Here is a 17,997-nt window from a genome sequence, read left to right as displayed (position 1 = left end):
ACACCCCGCGGGGGGGAGAGGGGCCCCACGCGTATGGCGCCACCCCTTTCCCTTTGTTGCGGTCGTGTTGCATTCATCAAGGCTCTCTAACGGCGCTTATGCGGGACGTATTCAAAGCCCGGGACTTTGGTCCCTAATACCCGGGCAAAGCGCGACCCAAGAGTTCGGGAAAGCCCGCAGTTGAACGGCCTGATGGACCAGGGGACTTTCGGCGAAGGCCCCTGGTCACGGAGGTGCGAGCGGGAAACCGCATGCTCAGGATGAACCTCATAGACAGTGCACCGGGGAACAAATCCCCGGCCCTGCAAGGAGGTTCACTCATGCGTAAGGCACTCACCGTCTCGGCGATCGCCGTAGTCGCCTCGATGCCCATCGCGGCCCCGGCGACTGCTTTCGCCGCGGACGCCTCGCCGTCGCCGTCGGCTTCCGCGTCCGCGACGCCCGGCGCGAAGGACAACGCCGCGAAGAGCGACTCGTCGGACAAGGCCAAGGCCGAGGTCGCGGTTGTCTCCACGCCGAAGGACCCGACCGGCTACAAGGCCGGCGAGCAGGTCCGCTTCCAGGTCGAGACGTCCGGCGACGCGAAGGTCAGCGGCTCCTCCGACGCGCTCGGCGGCATCTCCGTCAAGAAGGTCGGCAGCGGCACGTACGAGGGCACCGGCACGGTCAAGTCCGGCTACGGCATCGGGACCGCCCACCTGAAGGTGACCGCCGACTACGGCGACACCGGAGCGCAGGGCTCCGCCACCTTCCTGGTCAACACCGACGGCGCGAAGCCCAAGCCCGACCCGTCCAAGGCCTCGCTGTCGCTGTCCACCGACGGGGGCAAGGTCGGCGACAAGGTCTCCGTGACCGTCAAGGACGCCGGTTCGGACTCCGTCGCCACCGTGAAGTCCGACGCCTTCGGCGGCACCGTGAAGCTGGAGCGCGACCCGCAGCACGAGGGCACCTGGCACGGCACCGCGACCGTCGCCGACTCCGCTAAGTCCGGCTACTACCGGGTGGACGCGCTGCTCGACGGCAAGGTCGTGGACTCCGCGAAGTTCGGCGTCCAGGGCAGCGAGAACCCGACCCCGCAGCCCGGCAAGTCCACCCTCTCGGTGACCCCGGGCAGCGGCAAGACGGGCGACAGGATCGCCCTCACCGTGGACGCCCCGTCCATCAACCCGAAGAGCAACGTCTCGGTGGACTCCAAGGCCTTCGGCAAGGTCTCCCTGACCCTGGGCAAGGACGGCAAGTGGCACGGCACCGCGACCGTCGCCAACGTGCAGCTCGGCCGGTACGACGTCAACTCCAGCACCGGTTCCAAGACCGTGTTCACCGTGACGAAGAGCGGCGCCGTCAAGCCGCTCAAGCCCTCGGACCACAAGACCCCGCAGGGCTCCGTGAACACCGGTATGGCCCCGGCCGATGTCTGAGATACGCGGCCGCCGCGTCCGAGCGGCCACGCTCGCGGTGGTGGCGGCGGTCTCCGTCGCCACCGCCGCGGGCTGCTCCTCCCAGGCGAAGGACTCGGCGCGGAGCGCGGGGAACGCCGCGCAGGTGACATCCGCGTCCGTACTGCAGCCCTCCGTCCCCGACCACCTCACGATCCCCTCGATCAAGGTGGACGCGAACCTGGACACCGTCGGTCTGGACGGCAGTGGCGCGATGCAGACGCCGCCGTTCGACAAGCCGATGGACGCCAGTTGGTACAAGGAGGGCCCGACCCCGGGTGAGAAGGGTGCGGCGGCGATCGCCGGCCACATGGACACACCCCAGGTCGAGAAGGCGGTCTTCTACAACCTCAAGGACCTCAAGAAGGACCAGGAGATCGACATCCGCCGCGAGGACGGCACGACGGCCGTCTTCAAGGTCGACGACGTCGAGACGTACAAGAAGTCCGACTTCCCGACCCAGAAGGTCTACGGGAAGACGGACAAGGCGGAACTCCGCCTGATCACCTGCGGCGGTGACCTCACCAAGGACCGCCACTGGGACTCGAACGTCGTGGTCTTCGCCCATCTGACGGGGGAATCCAGCCCCTCCGGCGCTTGAGGAGATCCGAACGAAGTTCGGATGCAGGCAGGAACAGGGGCGCCCTTCACCGGAAGGGCGCCCCTTACTCGTACCCGACAGATCTCAGCGGCTGAGCCTCTGGAAGCGGCGTACCGCCAGCGGCAGGAACACCGCCGTGACCACCAGTGGCCAGACGACGGCCATCAGGAGCGCGTTCTGCTCGATCCAACTGCCGTCCGCGCCCACGGGGTTGCCGAAGAGTTCACGGACCGCCGTGCCCGTCGAGGAGATCGGGTTCCATGCGGCGACCGTGCCCAGCCAGCCCGGCATCGACGAGGTGGGCACGAAGATGCTGGAGACCATCGTCAGCGGGAAGACCACCGCATAGAGCCCGCCGGCCGCCTCCGGGGACGGCACGAGCAGCCCGAGCCAGACGCCCACCCAGATCAGGCTGAAGCGCAGCAGCACAAGGAGCGCGAACCCGGCGACGGTCTCGCCGAACGAGCCGTGCGCGCGCCAGCCCATCGCGAGCGCGGTGAGCGCGAGGATCGTCAACTCGGCGCAGGCCACGATGATGTCGGTGAGACCGCGCCCGGTGACCACCGCGGACGGGGCCATCGGCATGGAACGGAAGCGGTCGATGACGCCCTTGGTGGCGTCGTAGACCACGCCGGTCGCGGTGTTCATGAAGCCGAAGGCCATGGTCATCACGAACATGCCGGCCATCAGGAAGTCCCGGTAGGCGTCACTGCCTCCCTCGCCTCCCGGTGCCTTCATCGCGCCGCTGAAGACATAGCCGTAGAGCAGCACCGAGATGATCGGGAAGCCCAGCTGCCACAGGATGTACGAGGGTTTGTTGCGGTAGTGGGTGAGGAAGCGGCGGGCGACGTTGAAGCTGTCGGCGAGCGCCCAGTACAGGCGGCGTTCGTCGCCGGAGTCCACACTCAGGTCGACGGGCATGCGCTCGGCTGTCGGTTGGACGCTCATGCCGGGACCTCCTGTCGTGCGGACGGCGCGGGTTCCCCGGATTCCGCGGAGGCCTGGGTGGTGTGGCCGGTCAGCGTGAGGAACACGTCGTCGAGGCTCGGACGGCGCAGTCCGATGTCCTCGACCTGAACTGCCTGGTCCTGCAAGGTCCTTGCCACTTCGGTGAGCGCCGCCACGCGGTCGGCGACGGCCGCGTGGATACGGCGCTCCGCGCGGTCCACGGACGGTTCGCCCTCGCAGACCCGGGCCACGACGGCGAGCGCGGGGACGATGTCCGAATCGTCGGCGACGACGACCTCGATCCGGTCGCCGCCGACCGTGTTCTTGAGTTCGGCGGGGGTGTCGTCGGCGATCGCCCGGCCCTGGTCGATCACGGTGATCCGGGAGGCCAGCTTGTCGGCCTCGTCCAGGTACTGCGTGGTCAGGAGTACGGTCGTGCCTCCGTCGACCAACGCCCGTACCGCTTCCCAGACTTCACCGCGGCCGCGCGGGTCGAGTCCGGTGGTCGGCTCGTCGAGGAAGAGCACCTCGGGCGCGAGGATCATCGACGCGGCGAGGTCGAGGCGGCGGCGCATCCCGCCGCTGTAGTCGCCGACGCTCTTGGCCGCGGCCTCCACCAGGTCGAACTGTTCCAGGAGTTCATCCGCCCGCAGCTTCGCGCGCCGCCCGCCGAGATGGAAGAGACGGCCGAACAGCTCCAGGTTCTGCCGCCCGCTGAGCAGCTCGTCGACCGCCGCGTACTGCCCCGCGAGCCCGATCTTCGCCCGTACGACCCGGGGGTCCTTGCCCACGTCGACGCCCGCGACCTGCGCCCGGCCGCCGTCGAGCCTGAGCAGCGTGGCCAGGGCGCGCACCGCGGTGGTCTTGCCCGCGCCGTTCGGCCCGAGCAGTCCGTGCACGGTGCCACGGCGGACGGTCAGGTCGAAGCCGTCCAGGGCGCGTTTCTCGCCGTACCTCTTCTGCAGGCCTTCCGCCCGCACCGCATGGGTTTCCACTGGATCCTCCCGAGGTCTCGCCAGCCATCTGAGTACACCGTACCCTAATTCGAGTACGGCGTACCCAGTTTTGCCGTCGGAGACAGCTCGCGAGGACATAAGGTGAGGCCATGAGCAGCAAGGACAGCGCTACGACCACGAGCGGCAGCGGTGACATCCGGCGCAGCCTCGACCTGTTGTGGGGCACGGGCGAGCGGGCCACGCGCGGCCCGAAGCCGGCCCTGACGCTCGACAGGATCGTCGAGGCGGCCATCGAGCTCGCGGACCGCGAGGGGATCGCGGCGGTCTCGATGCGCCGGCTCTCGACGGAGCTCGGCACCGGCACGATGTCGCTCTATCGGTACGTACCGGGCAAGGCCGAACTTCTCGATCTGATGCTGGACAAGGTGCAGGGCGAGGCCGTGCCCGAAGGGGAGGCGGTCCCGGGAACCTGGCGCGGGTGCGTCGAGGGCATGGCCCGCGGCCACGCCGCTCTGTACCGCGCCCACCCGTGGCTGCTCAAGGTCAACCACGGGCGCACCGTCCTCGGCCCCAGTGCGATGCGCAGCTTCGAGGTGGTCATCGCCCCGCTGCGCACCATGGGCCTGTCCGACCCCGAGCTGCTCTCCGTGATCCTGACCGTGCAGAACTGGGTGACCGGTCACATCCGCATGGAGGTCGACACCGTCGAGGCCACCCAGGAGACCGGGATGAGCGACGAGGAGTTCTGGGGCAGCCAGCAGCCCTTCCTCGAACGGGCCATGCTCAGCGGCGACTTCCCGCAGATGGCCTCGCTCTCCGAGGACACCTTCAGCTACGAGTACGACCACTTCGAGTTCGGCCTGCGGCGCCTCGTCGACGGTTTCGCGGCGCTGGTGGAGGAGCGGGCCGCGAGCGGCGACGGCGGGGGGCGGACCTCCGCGTGCGAAGACGAGTGATCAACTCTTCGTGCGCAGAGGCCCCTTCAGAGTGATCAGCTCTTCTTGCGCAGCAGCCCCTTCAGGCCGAATACGGCGAGGACGACGACGGCGAGCGCGAGGGCGCCGGTCTTGAAGTCGGAGTCCGAGCCGCCCTCGCCGCCGGAGTCCGCTGCCCCGTCCGAGCCCGAACTGCCGCCGCCCTCGGGCGGCTTGGGCGCATCGGGCGCCTCGACCGGCTCCACCTCACTGCCGGCGCCCTCACTGCCGTACATCAGCGCCCGGCCGTCGGGCGAGTACGCCACCGACTCGCCCTGCCGCTGCATGGGCACGTCCACGCTCTCGCCGTCGCCCTGGATCCGGCCGTCCTTCCAGTCGTACGCCTGCGCCCCGAAGTAGCTGCGGAGCACCAGCTTGTCGCCCTTCGGCGAGAAGGCGCCGTCCGTGGTCCACAGGTCGATATCGCCGATCCGCCGGAAGACGTTGTTCCGCCCGGCCTGCAGCTCGGCCGGGCCCTCGTACAGACCGCCGTTGCTGTCGCGCTTCTTGTCGGCGATGTACACCCGGCCCGTCTTGGGATGCACCATGAGCGCCTCGGCGTCGCGGGCTCCGTCGGCGTACGTCACGTCGTACTGCGTGGCCTTGACGGTCTGGTCGCCGAGCTTGTCCGGCTCGGGCAGCCGGTAGATCCACACGTGGTCCCAGGTGCCGCCGAGGTTGTCGCCGATATCGCCCACATACAGGTCGCCGTCGGGGCCGATCGAGATGCCCTCGACGTCCCGCGCCTGGCCGACGCCCTGCATCGTGACGCGGGCGACCGTCCTGCCGGAGTCGCTGTCCACGGCGTAGAGGTGCGAGCCGTCGTCGCTGTCGTTGTGCGTCCAGTAGACGCCCGGGTGCTTCTTGCTGGCGACCAGGCCGCTGGATTCGGTGATCCGGGGGTCGTCCAGGGTGAAGGCCTCGTTGTCGGCGCGCGCGGCGGAGACCGGACCCAGGACCACAGCGGCCGTGACCGCCGCACCGAGAAGCAGACGCATGGGGCCACCGTACGTCGCCGTGGCGCGCGCCGGGCGGGCGGACCGTGGGCCACCGTGGGCAGCCTCACAGCGCGGGGGATCTGCTGATCCGCGATGATGACCGGATGCTCAGGCTCCTTTTCGTCGGCGACTCGATGACCATCGGCAGCGCCGGCGAGCACACCTGGCGCTACCGGATGTGGCAGCATCTGCGCTCCTCCTACGGCGCCCCGTTCAAGATCGTCGGCCCGCGGACCGCGTTGTACGACAAGGCCGCCGACGCCCCCGTCTCGTACGAGTACGCGGACCCGGACTTCCCGCAGGAGCACCTCGCGGGCTGGGGCGAGGGCTGGCAGCACATGGTCCCGCTGATCGGCGAGACCGTACGGGCCGCCCGCGCGGATCTGCTCCTGGTCTCGCTCGGCCTGATCGACCTGGGCTTCTACACCGACGCCGAGAAGACCGCGGCCAACGCCCGCGCCTTCATCGCCGAGGCCCGTGCCGCCAACCCGAACGTGGCCGCCGTCCTGCTGCCGGTCATCCCCAACACCCGCGCCCAGGACGACCCGGACTTCGCGCTCGAGGTGGCCCGCTTCAACGAGCTGCTCGCGAAGGCCGTGGCCGACCTCGACACGGACCGCTCCCCGCTGCTGCTGGCCTCGCCCCCGGCCGCGTACGAGATCCATCACGACACCTACGACGGCACCCACCCGAACGCGAGCGGCGAGCACAAGCTGGCGGCGGCCTTCGCGGATGCCCTGTACCAGGCGTGGGATCTGGGGGCGCCGTACGCGCAGGCCTAGGAGCCGCGCTCAGCGGCAGGCCGTATGGGTGGGGTCCATGACCCCGTCGAGCACCATCCGGCCTGCCCTGTCGGGGAATTGGTGCAGGTAGGTGGCTCCACGCGATCCGCTGACCGTAGAACCGGGTCAGATCAGGTGAGCCCCGAAGCCAGAGGTCAGAGCGCTGCAGACCTAGGCCAGGCGGCCGCGCTTGAGCTGGAGTACTTCATCGCTGGCCTGAGCGACCTCCCGTGAGTGAGTCACGACGATCACGCACTTGCCCTCGTCGTGGGCGAGCTTCTGGAAGACCTCGATGATCCCGGCGGCCGTCTCCTGATCGAGCGCGCCCGTCGGTTCGTCGGCGAACAGGACATCGACCTCGCAGGCCAGCGCGCGGGCGATGGCCACGCGCTGCTGCTGGCCGCCGGAGAGCTGCAGCGTGCGGCGGTTCTGGTCCTGCCTCTCCACACCCAGGAGGTCGAGGAGTTCGACGGCGCGCTTCTTGCGCGGGCCTTTGACGCCGGTGATCTCCATGGCGGAGGTGATGTTCTGGACGGCCGTCATGTACGTGAGCAGGTTCAGCGACTGGAAGACGGTCGCCGCATGCCGGTTGCGGTAGCGGCCCAGGCCCAGCGACGCGATGTCCTCGCCGCGGAAGCGGACCGTGCCCGCCGTCGGGGAGTCGAGGCCGCTCGCGAGCGAGAGCAGCGTGGACTTGCCGCTGCCGGAGGGGCCGACGATCGCGTACATACGGCCCGCCTCGAAGGCGTGGTCGACGCCCTTGAGGACGGTGCGGCGACGGTTGCCGCTCTCGTACGAGCGGGTCAGGCCCTTCAGTTCGAGGACCGGGGAGGTGGTGGTGTCCACGTCAGTCGCCCTTCGTGAGGATGTCGCGCGGGTTGAGCCGCAGGACGCGTGCGCCGGGGACGAGGGTCGCGAGGGCCGCGATACCGAGGCCGGTGACGCCGACCTTGGCGATGTCGGCCGGGCCCGTCCGGATGTCCATCGAGTCGATCGGCTTGACCTCCGGCTCGTCGCTCCTGTTCGCGCCGCCCGTCGGATCGGAGGGATCGGGCTTGTTGGCCTCGTTCGCGGCCTGTTCGTTCGCGGTGGAGACCTCACCCGAAAGCAACTGGTCACCGATCGCCTGGGACAGGAACTGGCTCGCCCCCGCGGCGAACCCGATCGCGAGGACCGCACAGGCCACCACCTCGACCAGGTGCTGTCCGAGCAGCTTGGGCTTCTTCTCGCCGAGCGAGAGCAGCACACCCATCTCCTTGCGGCGCTCGCGCAGGTTGGAGGCGATGATCAGGGCGAGGATGACCGTGCCCGCGATCGCGACCAGCCAGACCGTGACGGACGCGAAGTCGGCCGTCTTGTTGATCGGGCCGACCAGGGTCTTGTACTGCTTGTCGTTGACCGTCAGCGGGAAGATCTCGAGGTCCGCGCCGGCCGCCTCGGCGTCCTGCTTCAGCCTGCCCAGGTCGCCCGGGTCGCGCAGCGTGAAGGTGGCCTCCTTGATCACGCCTCCGTCGGCGCCGACCTTCTTGCCGTCGAGACGCGTCGCGCCGTCCGGGGTGACGTAGATCTGGTTGGACGGCGCCATCATCGGCGGGACGTACGTGCCGGTGTCGGCCGTGTTGTTCCGGTAGATGCCGCCGATGACGAAGTCCATCTCCTCGGTGCTCAGCCTGCCGTCGGGATTCTGGATGTTGGCATTGAGCTTGACCTTGTCGCCGACCTCGAGGTGGTTGTCCTTCGCCACCCGTTCCTCGATGACGACCATGTCGCTCTTGCTGTCGGGCTTGATCCCGGAACCGGCGACGATTTTCGAGTCGCCGTTGCGGAAGTCCTTGACCGCGTCCAGATCACGGATTCCGTCCGCCTTGAAGAAATCCACTCCGCCGCTGTCCTGACCGGCCGGCGCCGGGACCGGCTGGTGGAGCTTCACCTGGTCCGTCGGGGCCGCGACACCGTCCTTCATGTAGTTGCAGGACGCGACGACCGACGACTTGCAGATCTTGTCCACGAGGCTGCGGTGCAGGTCACCCTCGGCGCCGATCATGCCGGGCTTTCCGCCGCCGCCCTGCTGCATCTTGCCCGAGTCGATCAGGGCGTTCAGATCCAGCTGCATCGTGGCCACGGCGCCCACGCTGTTCTTCGCGGATTCCGCGGCGCGTGCGGCGGCCGACTGGATCAGAAATCCGGACAGCACCAGGGTGCATATGACGAAGAAGAGCCCGACCAGCATCACCGTCTTGCCCAGATGGGCAGTCAGCCGCCACCAGGCCCGTTTGAACAAATTCATGACCTTCACGCTAAGGAGCGGCCCTTTTGAACCGTGTTTGTGCGGCCGGGCTTCCTCATACACCGGCCAAATACCGGGTCTGATAGGACGTATCAGACACGGATCAGATACGGATCAGGCACGGAACAGCCAACGGATCCGGCAACGGAATTCAGCGGAAAGGGCACGGCGTGCGGGTGCTGGTGGTGGAGGACGAGCCGTACATGGCGCGCATCCTGGAGCTGGGCCTGCGGCGCGAGGCCATCGCCGTCGACGTGGTGCACGACGGTGACAGCGCGCTGGAGAGCGTCACGATCCACGATTACGACGCGGTGGTCCTGGACCGCGATCTGCCGGGCGTGCACGGCGACGAGGTCTGCCGCCGGATCGTCGCGATGGACCTGGGCTGCCGCATCCTGATGCTCACGGCCGCGGGCCGGCTCGACGACAAGGTGGCGGGCCTCGGCCTGGGCGCCGACGACTACCTCGCCAAGCCCTTCGACTTCCCCGAACTCGTCGCGCGGCTGCGGGCGTTGTACCGCCGCAGCCCCATGACCCACTCCCCCGTCCTCACCTTCGCGGACGTCGCCTTCGACACCCACCGGCGCCGCGTCACGCGGGCCGGCGCCGAGGTGAAGCTGACGCCGAAGGAACTCGCCGTACTCGAGCTCCTGATGCGTGCGGACGGCGGCGTCCTGAGCGCGGAGTACCTCCTCGACAAGGCCTGGGACGCGCACACCGACCCGTTCACCAACGCGGTACGTCTCGTCGTCCACACCCTGAGGAAAAAGCTGGGCGAGCCGCAGCTCGTCCACACGGCGATCAGCGCGGGCTACTACCTGGGGACGAAATGACCGGGCGCCGACGGACGTTGAGCATCCACGCCCGCCTGTTCCTGGGCTTCGCCTGCGCCCTCGCCGCCTGCGCCGCGCTGATGGTCGCGATCATCTACGTCGGCATGCGCTTCCTTCCGACGTACGGGTTCTCGGACACCGTGATCGTCGACCCCTCGGAGGTCACCGACGTGGCCCCGGGCCGGCGTCTTCCGACGAGCGGGCAGCACCCCGACATCACCTCCAAGGAGGATGTCTGGAACACCGTCCTCGCCGTATCGGCCGGCGGTGTCCTGGTCGTCGGGGCGCTCGGGCTCGGCGTCGGCTGGTTCGTCTCCAAGCGGCTGCTCGCGCCGCTGGGCACCATCAACGAAGCGGCCCGCAAAGCCGCGGACGGCAACCTCGGCGAGCGGATCGCCGCGACGGGACCGCCCGACGAGCTGCATCAACTCGCCGACACCTTCGACGAGATGCTCGACCGCCTCGAGGAGTCCTTCACCGCCCACCGGCGCTTCGCCGCCAACGCCTCCCACGAACTCCTCACCCCGCTGGCCACCACCCGTGCGGCCCTCCAGGTCGCCGGCGACGCCCCCTCCCGCGAGGAGCTGGCCGAACTCCTTCCGATGCTCCGCGAGACCAACGAGCGCGGCATCCGCATCGTGCACGCCCTGCTCGACCTGGCGAGCGCCCAGAACGCGGCCTTCGAACCGGCGCCGGTCGACCTCTCGGCCCTGCTCGGGGCGGCGGTCGCGGAACGGGCCGCTCAGGCGTCCTCGTACGGGATCGAGGTCTCCACCTCGATCGAGCCGGGACGCGCGGTCCCCGGAAACGGCGTCCTGCTGCGGCAGTTGGTCCTCAACCTGCCCGACACCGCGCTCCCCCACACCGAACGGGGCGGCCCGGTGGGGGTCCGGCTGACGCGCCCGCCCCTCACCGACCGCACGTACGTCGCGGTCCTCGAGGTCTCCAACACCGGCCCCCACGTCACCGAGACCCAACTCGCCCGGCTCTTCGAGCCGTTCTACCGGGCCGAGGAGCGCGTCGCGAGCACACGCAAGGGCCACGGTCTGGGTCTCGCCATCGTCCGCTCGGTCACGGCGGCCCACCACGGAACGCTGCACGCCACGGCGAACCCGGCGGGCGGTCTGACGATCCGGGTCGACCTGCCGCGCCGAGTCGGACCACCCCGCTGAGTCGAACTGCCGCGCCGACCGGTCCTGTTCGGCCAGGCACCGCGAGGGCCGTTCAGCCGGCGAACAGGACCTCCACTCCCAGCCCGACGAGCTCCCCGGCCACCGCGTCCCCGCGGCCCGCATCGGTGATCAGTCCGCTGACCTTCCCCCAGGGCAGCACGCGGAACTGCGAGGCGGTGCCCAGCTTCTCCGAGGAGGCGAGGACGTACGTGTCCGCGGCCCGTGCCGACAGGGCGCGCTTCATCGCCGCCTCCTCCGCGTCCCCGGTGGTCAGACCCGCCTCGGGGTGCACGCCGGTGACACCGAGCAGACACAGATCGGCGGACACGTTCTGCGCCGCCTCCACCGCGGCCGCCCCGCAGGCCACCGCCGAGTGCTTGAAGATCCGGCCGCCGAGCAGGAACAGCTCCGCCCGCGGATGGTCGAGCAGGGCCGCGACGATGGTCGGGCTGTGGGTGATCACCGTGCAGGCGAGATCCTTCGGCAGGGCGCGGGCGACCGCGAGCGCGGTCGTGCCGCCGTCGAGGATCACCGAACCGCCGGGCGGTACGAGCCCGACGGCCGCCGAGGCGACCTTCCGCTTGCCGTCCGGGGCCACGGCCTGGCGGGCGCCGTAGTCGACGACGGCCGGCGACACCGGCAGCGCGCCCCCGTAGACCCGCTGGCACAGCCCTTCCGCGGCGAGATCACGCAGGTCGCGCCGGACGCTGTCCTCGGAGAGTCCCAGGTCGGCGGCGACCTCCTTGGCGACGATCTTGCCCTCGCGGGCGAGCAGTCCGAGCAGATGGTCGCGCCGTTCAGCAGCCAGCATGCACATTCCCTCCTGTTCTTGCACGGTTATGCATGTACCTTAGCGTCCATGGACTCGACGCACGCCACCGCACCCCCACCCGTCTCCGGCACCCCGGGCCTCGACACCCCCGACCACCGCGGCCGCACCGGCCTCGACCGGTCGGGGCGCGATCTGGACCGTAACCCTGATGTCGTGGTCCGCGACGTCGAGCTCACCTCACAGGGCTGGCACGTCCTGCGCCGTACGACCTTCGACTACCGTCGCCGCGACGGGCGCTGGGAGACCCAGGCGCGCGAGACCTACGACCGCGGCAACGGGGCCGTCGTGCTGCCGTACGACTCCGCACGCGGCCGCGTGCTCCTGACCCGCCAGTTCCGCTACCCGGCCTACGTCAACGACCACCCCGACGGCATGCTCGTCGAGGCGGCCGCCGGACTCCTCGACGCGGACGATCCGCCGACCGCGATCCGCCGCGAGAGCGCCGAGGAACTGGGCGTCGAACTGGGCCCGCTCACCCCCGTTTTCGAGGCGTACATGAGCCCGGGCTCCGTCACCGAGCGCCTGCACTTCTTCGCCGCGCCCTACACACCGGCCGACCGGACCGGCTCCGGCGGCGGCCTGGAGGAGGACGGCGAGGACATCGAGGTCCTCGAACTCCCTTTCACCACCGCCCTCGCCATGATCCGCGACGGCCGCATCGCGGACGGCAAGACGATCATGCTCCTCCAATGGGCGGCCCTGGAGGGCCCGTTCGCCCCGCAGGGTCAGGCCCTCTTGCCTTGAGCGGACTCGAAGGCGTTGGCTGAATCCCCATGAAGTACACGCAGCTCGGACGCACAGGACTCGAAGTCAGCCGCCTCGTCCTCGGCACGATGAACTTCGGTCCGCAGACGGACGAATCCGACAGCCACGCGATCATGGACGCCGCGCTCGCCGCGGGCATCAACTATTTCGACACCGCCAACGTCTACGGCTGGGGCGAGAACAAGGGCCGTACGGAGCAGATCATCGGCACCTGGTTCGCCCAGGGCGGCGGCCGGCGCGACAAGACCGTCCTGGCCACAAAGGTGTACGGCAACATGGCCGGCGACGGCGACACCTGGCCCAACCACCACAAGCTCTCGGCGCTCAACATCCGCCGTGCGGTGGACGCCTCGCTGAAGCGGCTGCAGACGGACTACATCGACATCTACCAGTTCCACCACGTCGACCGGTCCACGCCGGTGGACGAGATCTGGCAGGCCATCGAGGTCCTGATCCAGCAGGGCAAGATCCTCTACGCCGGGTCGTCCAACTTCCCCGGCTGGAAGATCGCCCAGGCCAACGAGGCCGCCGCCCGGCGCGGCCGGCTCGGCCTGGTCAGCGAGCAGTGCCTGTACAACCTGGCCGAGCGCCGCGCTGAGATGGAGGTCATCCCGGCCGCGCAGGAGTACGGCCTCGGGGTCATCCCCTGGTCGCCGCTGCACGGCGGGCTGCTCGGCGGCGTCCTGAAGAAGGAGGCCACGTCGGGCCGGCGCGCTTCGGGCCGCTCGGCCGAGGCGCTCGCCGACTCCACGATCCGGGGCCAGATCCAGTCGTACGAGGATCTCCTGGACAAGCACGGCCTGGCTCCCGGCGAAGTGGCCCTCGCCTGGCTCCTCACCCGCCCCGGCGTGACCGGCCCGATCGTGGGCCCGCGCACGGCGGACCAGCTCGAATCGGCTCTGCGCGCCCTGGAGTTGGAGCTCTCGGACGAGGTCCTGTCGTCCCTGGACGAGATCTTCCCGGGCACGGGTCCGTCACCTGAGGCGTTCGCCTGGTAACCGTGCGCTCCGCGTGACGGCACCCGTCACCCCCTGCACTGCTGCCTGCGGCCCGTGTGGGGGTCGGGTGCCGGTCCGCATGGCGGCACCCGTCGACCCCTGCACTGCCGCCTGCGGCTCGTGTGGGGGTCGGGTGCGTTGCCTGATAGTGCCCGGGCGGGGGCTCCGCCTCCTGCGCTGCCGCCTGCGGCTCGTCGTGGGGTCGGTGCCGGTCCGGGGTACCTGTCATACGGGCAATGGCACCGTTCCCGCGAAGGGTTGCCGCCGACGTCGGGGGTGCCCGTATGACAGGCACCCCTACCCGTCCCCTTCCGTCGTCGCGCGGCTGCGGGCCGGTGGGGGTTCCGTCTCGCAACTGCGGGTGGTTTCCGTCCGCTGTCGTGGGTGTGTGGCAGATCCGCGCTCCCCGGGTTTCCTTCCGGCGTCCTGGGTGCGTGTCATTCGCGCTCCCCGGGTTTCCTTCTGCCGTTGTGCGGCTGCGTCCGCGCCCCCACCGGACGGCACCCGCACCTTCCCGCTGCAAACGTCGTTCACCCGTTCAGGCAGGCGCTCGAAGCGCAGCGCCGGTACACAGGGGGCGCATCCGGTTGGCGGGGCCCTTCGCGGATCAAGTCTCCCTACGGTCGTAGGAGAGCGCCGCGGGGAGGACGAGGATGGCCGGGGGTCGCGAGGAACTGGTCCGGATCTGTGATCTGGCGGGCCGGCCCCGCGGTACCGGCTTCGCGGCCGACGAGGACGGCACCGTCATCACCAGCCATGAGGCCGTCGACGGCCTCGCGCGCATCGTGCTGCACGCGGGCGGCGGCCGTACGTGTGTGGTCGGCGCCGATGCCGTCACCTCGTTCCCCGAGGCGGATCTCGCGCTCGTGCGCACCGAAGGACTCGGTCTGCGCGCCCTGCCCCTGTCCGTACGCGAGCACGTGGAGCCCGGCGCGTACGTGCGGATCGCCGCGCTCGGCTGGCGGGAGGCGCGTGTGCTCGATACCGGCGCGCAGGTGACGTACACCGCGACGGACCGGTTCCATCTGCTCGGTGACGTACTGGAGTTGGCCGTCGGCACCGATGCCGCCGACGCGCTGCAGCTCGGCGGTGGAGCGGCCGGCGGTCCGGTCGTCGACACCGTGACCGGGGCCGTGCTCGGTGTGCTTGGCACGGCGCTCGGCGCCGGGCACCGCGCGGCCGGTTACGCGGTGCCGCTGCGGGCGGCCGCGCGGGCCGACAACGGCGGCACCCTCGGCGCCCTGCTCACGCGCAACGCCGCGAGCGTCCCCGCGTACGGCCGCGATCTCAATCTGGCCGGGGCGCTGCAGCTCAGCGCGATCTCCGTGGGGTCCGATCTGCCGCGCGAGGAGCGCGAGCCGGTGGAACGCGAAGAGATGGGGCGCCAGTTCGCGGAGTTCCTGGGGGCGGCCTCGTATGTGCTGGGGCTCGTCGGAGATCCCGGCAGCGGCCGCACCACCGAGCTCGGCGCCCTCGCCCGCCGCCGCGCACGCGGTGGCGCACCGGCCCCGACCGTATGGCTGCGCGGAGCCTCCCTGTGGGCACAGGACACCTCGATCGCCGACGCGGTCGGGCGAGCCCTTGCGCATGCCGGGCGGATCGTGGCCGCGTCCGAGGGGGTGCCGGTGGCGGACGAGGAACAGGAAGGGGAGCTCGGGGACATCGGGCCCGACCGGATCGCCCGGCTCGTACGGGATGCGGGGCGGCCCCTGCTCGTGCTCCTGGACGGGCCCGAGGAGATGCCGCCGCAGCTCGCGCACCGGCTCGCCGAGTGGAGTGCCGGGACCGGGGAGTGGCTGCGGGGGACCGGGGCGCGTCTGGTGGTGGCCTGCCGGCCGGAGTACTGGGAGCAGGCCGGGGCGCTTTTCCCCGGGACCGCCCTGTACGGCTCCACGCAGGGCGGGCTGCTGCCCGCCTGCGTACGACTCGGGGCCCTGGGGGAGCGGCAGGCGGGGTGGGTGCGTGGGTTGTACGGGGTGCCCGAGGGGGCGCTGAACGCGCGGGACGCCGAACATCCGCTGACCGTACGGCTGTTGGGGGAGGTTCGGGCCGCGCTCGGGGACGCGGTGGACGGGTGCCCGGACCGGTCCGAGGTCTTCTCCGCGTATCTGGATCTGCTCTGTCTGCGGATCGCCGTACGACTGGCGGCTCTGCAGGACGTACGGGGCGCGGCCGTACGACGGCTCGCGGCGAAGGCGGCCGGACGGCTGCACGAGGCCGCGCGGCGGTGTCTGGGGCCCGGGCAGGGGGAGCTGGACCGGGAGGCCTTCGAGGAGGTCTTCCCATGGGCGACGGGATGGGCCTCCGCGGTGCTCACCGAGGGCGCGCTGGTGCCTGCGGGGGCCGGCTACCGGTTCGCGCACGAGGAGCTCGCCGACTGGATCCAGGGGGCCCATCTCGACCTGGACGCGGCCCTGTTCGCCCTCGTCCACCGCTGGCGCGAGGGATCCGATGCGGCCCCGGCGCGCGCGCCCGGCCCGGCCCGGCTGCCCGCGCGCGTGGAGAGCCCGCGCCGGCGCCCGCGCAGGGTCACGGCCGGTCCGGAGCCGGTACGCCCCCTGCCCGTACCGCGGCACCGCATCGGCCCCGTCCTGCAGGCCCTGCTGCTCCTGGAGCGGCAGGAGGGCCCCGATCAGCTCCGGCGCCGCCTCGACGAACTCGCCCTCGCCGCCGGCCACTTCGCCCGGCACGGACTGCGCCCCGTCCCCAGCTGGGCGGCCGGCGGCCGCAGGAACCCCGCGGACGCGGCCTGGTGGGCCGTGCATCTGCTGACCGAGACCCTGCTCCGGGTCCCGGACGCCCGCCCGTACATGCCCGTCCTGCGGCTGCTCGCCGACCGGATCCTTGCGCGGGGGGCGGGGCGCGGGGTGTGCCGGGTGTACGAGGGGGTCGGCCCGTGGTGCGGGCGGGCCCCGCCGCTGCCGGCCGAGGAGCGGGCCGCTCTGCGGCGGCGGCTGGTGGCCGCCGACGCCGGCCCCGGGGAAGAGCGCTGTCTGGACACGGCAGCCGCTCTCCTCGAGGCCGAACCAGCCGTCGTACAGCCGTTGTTGGTCCGCTGGTTCACCGACGACCGGCCCCTGGCCTTCGCGCCGGCCGCCACCGTCGCCGACGCCGCCCAGGCCCTGCTGCACACCCACCGCCACCGTGCGCTGGACGACCTCACCGAAGCCCTCGTCGACTGCGGACACCCCCGCGGCGACGAACTCCTCGCCACGCTCGCCGAGGAGGAGCCCTCCGCCCTGTGCCGCGCGGTCGACCGCTGGGCCCACGACGACCGCGCCGAACGCCGGGTGGCGGCCGCGTCCTACGGTGTGCGCGTCGCCCAGTCCCTCGATACGGAGGCGGACCGCACCCTGCTCCGCTACGCGGCCCTCGCCCTCCTCGCCCGGCCCGAGGACGGCGCGCTGCACGGTGCGGCGCTCTCCCTCCTCGTACGGGATCCGCTGACCCGGGCCCGCCACCTTCAGCTCGCCCTGAAGCGGTACGCGGCCGGCGATCCCCAGCTCTCCTCGGCGGCCCTCGCCACGGCCCTCACGACCCACCCCGAACCGGTACTCGGCGCCTTCCGGGCCCGGTTGCGCGAACCAGGTGCGGGTGCCGCCGAGGTCCTCGCGGCGCTCGCCGAGATCACCACACCTGCGGTCGCCCGCCGGGTGACTCGTCTCGTACGCGATTTCCTCGACCTCCGGCCGGAGGCGGCCGCGCAGGCCGGCGCCTATGTGGACCGCCGCCTGGAGCAGGGGGCCCAGGCTCGGGCGACGCTCTTTCCACTGGTCACCGGTCTCCTGCAGAGCGGACCGCCGGAAGTCCGCCGGGCCCTGGCCGGTGTGCTCGCGGCGCCGGGCAGGGGCGGGCCCTCCGCACGGGCGCTGCGCACCGAGCTGCTCGACGTGCTCCTCGAGCAGGAACACGATCCGGCCGTCCTGGACGAGGTGCTCACCGTGGCGGTACGCACCGGGGGCGCGGACTGGCCCCGCACACGGGACCTGGTCCGCCGCTGCGGCCTCCTCCTGGTCCGCACCCCGGAGGGCGCCGCATCCTTCGACCGCCGCCTCGTCTCCCTGTCCCACACCCACCCCGACTTCGCCCGCGCGCTGACGGGCTGGCTCGAGGAGGGAACCGGCGTGTGGGCGGTACTGGTGGGACCCAGCGCGCGGCGGATGATCGCGGATGGGGTGGGGGTGAGGGTTTCGGCTTGAGGGTGGGGTGCGTCGGTCTGTTGGGGTGCGCTGGTGTGGGGGTTGCGGGTGGGTGGGTGTCTGCGGTGAGTGGGGTGCGGGTGGGGTGCGGTCTCGCTGTCGGGTGCGGGCCGGTTGCGCCTGCGGCGGGCTGTTTTCCCCTACCCGCCCCTTCCCGAAACTGGGGGCTCCGCCCCCAGGCCCCTGGATCCGAACTCCGTTCGGATGTCCTCAAGC

The 17,997-nt window shown here is 71.0% G+C and carries 15 protein-coding genes; 9 read left to right on the top strand and 6 right to left on the bottom strand.

Annotated elements, in window-relative coordinates; all coding sequences use genetic code 11:
* The first annotated feature begins 320 nt into the window (after positions 1–320).
* Together JAO81_RS19885 and JAO81_RS19880 are read left to right on the top strand one after the other, a co-directional pair.
* Positions 321–1,418, top strand: a complete 1,098-nt coding sequence (locus JAO81_RS19885; RefSeq protein ID WP_199549232.1) for a hypothetical protein — start codon at positions 321–323, stop codon at positions 1,416–1,418.
* Positions 1,411–2,037: a class F sortase gene (locus tag JAO81_RS19880; RefSeq protein ID WP_199549231.1), complete on the top strand. Its 627-nt coding sequence runs from the start codon at positions 1,411–1,413 to the stop codon at positions 2,035–2,037. The genes JAO81_RS19885 and JAO81_RS19880 overlap by 8 nt, the downstream gene beginning before the upstream one ends.
* Before the next feature lie 84 nt (positions 2,038–2,121).
* Here the strand turns inward: JAO81_RS19880 and JAO81_RS19875 are convergent, their stop codons facing one another.
* Positions 2,122–2,958, bottom strand: a complete 837-nt coding sequence (locus JAO81_RS19875) for an ABC transporter permease (protein WP_233415641.1) — start codon at positions 2,956–2,958, stop codon at positions 2,122–2,124.
* 23 nt (positions 2,959–2,981) lie between these two features.
* The gene (locus JAO81_RS19870; RefSeq protein WP_307813498.1) at positions 2,982–3,980 is read right to left on the bottom strand and encodes an ATP-binding cassette domain-containing protein; all 999 of its coding nucleotides are present in this window, start codon (positions 3,978–3,980) and stop codon (positions 2,982–2,984) included.
* A gap of 110 nt (positions 3,981–4,090) precedes the next feature.
* Here JAO81_RS19870 and JAO81_RS19865 point away from each other — a divergent pair, with 110 nt between their 5' ends.
* Complete coding sequence (locus JAO81_RS19865) at positions 4,091–4,897, top strand: TetR/AcrR family transcriptional regulator (protein WP_199549228.1); 807 nt, start codon at positions 4,091–4,093, stop codon at positions 4,895–4,897.
* 35 nt (positions 4,898–4,932) lie between these two features.
* Here the strand turns inward: JAO81_RS19865 and JAO81_RS19860 are convergent, their stop codons facing one another.
* Positions 4,933–5,913: a hypothetical protein gene (locus JAO81_RS19860; RefSeq protein WP_199549227.1), complete on the bottom strand. Its 981-nt coding sequence runs from the start codon at positions 5,911–5,913 to the stop codon at positions 4,933–4,935.
* Positions 5,914–6,017: 104 nt separating this feature from the next.
* Between JAO81_RS19860 and JAO81_RS19855 the strand changes: the two genes are divergently transcribed.
* Positions 6,018–6,695 carry a GDSL-type esterase/lipase family protein gene (locus JAO81_RS19855; RefSeq protein ID WP_199549226.1) on the top strand — a complete coding sequence of 226 codons (678 nt, stop codon included), beginning with the start codon at positions 6,018–6,020 and terminating at the stop codon, positions 6,693–6,695.
* Positions 6,696–6,866: 171 nt separating this feature from the next.
* On the opposite strand, the gene JAO81_RS19850 is transcribed toward JAO81_RS19855, so the two are convergent.
* The gene (locus JAO81_RS19850) at positions 6,867–7,541 is read right to left on the bottom strand and encodes an ABC transporter ATP-binding protein (RefSeq protein ID WP_199549225.1); all 675 of its coding nucleotides are present in this window, start codon (positions 7,539–7,541) and stop codon (positions 6,867–6,869) included.
* Between the two features lies 1 nt (position 7,542).
* Positions 7,543–8,982: an ABC transporter permease gene (locus JAO81_RS19845; protein ID WP_199549224.1), complete on the bottom strand. Its 1,440-nt coding sequence runs from the start codon at positions 8,980–8,982 to the stop codon at positions 7,543–7,545.
* A 170-nt stretch (positions 8,983–9,152) separates the two neighbouring features.
* On the opposite strand from JAO81_RS19845, the gene JAO81_RS19840 reads away from it, so the two are divergent.
* Together JAO81_RS19840 and JAO81_RS19835 are read left to right on the top strand one after the other, a co-directional pair.
* On the top strand, positions 9,153–9,815 hold the full coding sequence (locus JAO81_RS19840; protein ID WP_199549223.1) for a response regulator transcription factor: 663 nt from the start codon (positions 9,153–9,155) through the stop codon (positions 9,813–9,815).
* Positions 9,812–10,987: a HAMP domain-containing sensor histidine kinase gene (locus JAO81_RS19835; RefSeq protein ID WP_199549222.1), complete on the top strand. Its 1,176-nt coding sequence runs from the start codon at positions 9,812–9,814 to the stop codon at positions 10,985–10,987. Before JAO81_RS19840 ends, JAO81_RS19835 begins: the two co-directional genes overlap by 4 nt.
* A gap of 52 nt (positions 10,988–11,039) precedes the next feature.
* Here the strand turns inward: JAO81_RS19835 and JAO81_RS19830 are convergent, their stop codons facing one another.
* Positions 11,040–11,798, bottom strand: coding sequence for a DeoR/GlpR family DNA-binding transcription regulator (locus tag JAO81_RS19830; RefSeq protein WP_199549221.1), 759 nt, complete (start codon positions 11,796–11,798; stop codon positions 11,040–11,042).
* Between the two features lie 48 nt (positions 11,799–11,846).
* On the opposite strand from JAO81_RS19830, the gene JAO81_RS19825 reads away from it, so the two are divergent.
* From JAO81_RS19825 to JAO81_RS19815, 3 genes are all read left to right on the top strand, one after another.
* Complete coding sequence (locus JAO81_RS19825; protein ID WP_199549220.1) at positions 11,847–12,563, top strand: NUDIX domain-containing protein; 717 nt, start codon at positions 11,847–11,849, stop codon at positions 12,561–12,563.
* A gap of 29 nt (positions 12,564–12,592) precedes the next feature.
* Complete coding sequence (locus tag JAO81_RS19820) at positions 12,593–13,582, top strand: aldo/keto reductase (RefSeq protein WP_199549219.1); 990 nt, start codon at positions 12,593–12,595, stop codon at positions 13,580–13,582.
* 653 nt (positions 13,583–14,235) lie between these two features.
* Complete coding sequence (locus JAO81_RS19815) at positions 14,236–17,781, top strand: S1C family serine protease (protein ID WP_199549218.1); 3,546 nt, start codon at positions 14,236–14,238, stop codon at positions 17,779–17,781.
* Positions 17,782–17,997 lie beyond the last annotated feature (216 nt).

Origin of the sequence: Streptomyces sp. N35 (assembly GCF_016464295.1) — a bacterium.
GTDB lineage: Bacteria > Actinomycetota > Actinomycetes > Streptomycetales > Streptomycetaceae > Streptomyces.
Note: the sequence above shows the minus strand (reverse complement) of the source record. Positions and strands in the feature narration are given on the sequence as shown.

Excerpts from the sequence above, each read along its gene's own strand:
- JAO81_RS19885 (WP_199549232.1), top strand. The coding sequence starts at position 321 with ATGCGTAAGGCACTCACCGTCTCGGCGATCGCCGTAGTCGCCTCGATG.
- JAO81_RS19880 (WP_199549231.1), top strand. The coding sequence starts at position 1,411 with ATGTCTGAGATACGCGGCCGCCGCGTCCGAGCGGCCACGCTCGCGGTG.
- JAO81_RS19875 (WP_233415641.1), bottom strand. The coding sequence starts at position 2,958 with ATGCCCGTCGACCTGAGTGTGGACTCCGGCGACGAACGCCGCCTGTAC.
- JAO81_RS19865 (WP_199549228.1), top strand. The coding sequence starts at position 4,091 with ATGAGCAGCAAGGACAGCGCTACGACCACGAGCGGCAGCGGTGACATC.
- JAO81_RS19860 (WP_199549227.1), bottom strand. The coding sequence starts at position 5,913 with ATGCGTCTGCTTCTCGGTGCGGCGGTCACGGCCGCTGTGGTCCTGGGT.
- JAO81_RS19855 (WP_199549226.1), top strand. The coding sequence starts at position 6,018 with ATGCTCAGGCTCCTTTTCGTCGGCGACTCGATGACCATCGGCAGCGCC.
- JAO81_RS19845 (WP_199549224.1), bottom strand. The coding sequence starts at position 8,982 with ATGAATTTGTTCAAACGGGCCTGGTGGCGGCTGACTGCCCATCTGGGC.
- JAO81_RS19835 (WP_199549222.1), top strand. The coding sequence starts at position 9,812 with ATGACCGGGCGCCGACGGACGTTGAGCATCCACGCCCGCCTGTTCCTG.
- JAO81_RS19830 (WP_199549221.1), bottom strand. The coding sequence starts at position 11,798 with ATGCTGGCTGCTGAACGGCGCGACCATCTGCTCGGACTGCTCGCCCGC.
- JAO81_RS19825 (WP_199549220.1), top strand. The coding sequence starts at position 11,847 with ATGGACTCGACGCACGCCACCGCACCCCCACCCGTCTCCGGCACCCCG.
- JAO81_RS19820 (WP_199549219.1), top strand. The coding sequence starts at position 12,593 with ATGAAGTACACGCAGCTCGGACGCACAGGACTCGAAGTCAGCCGCCTC.
- JAO81_RS19815 (WP_199549218.1), top strand. The coding sequence starts at position 14,236 with ATGGCCGGGGGTCGCGAGGAACTGGTCCGGATCTGTGATCTGGCGGGC.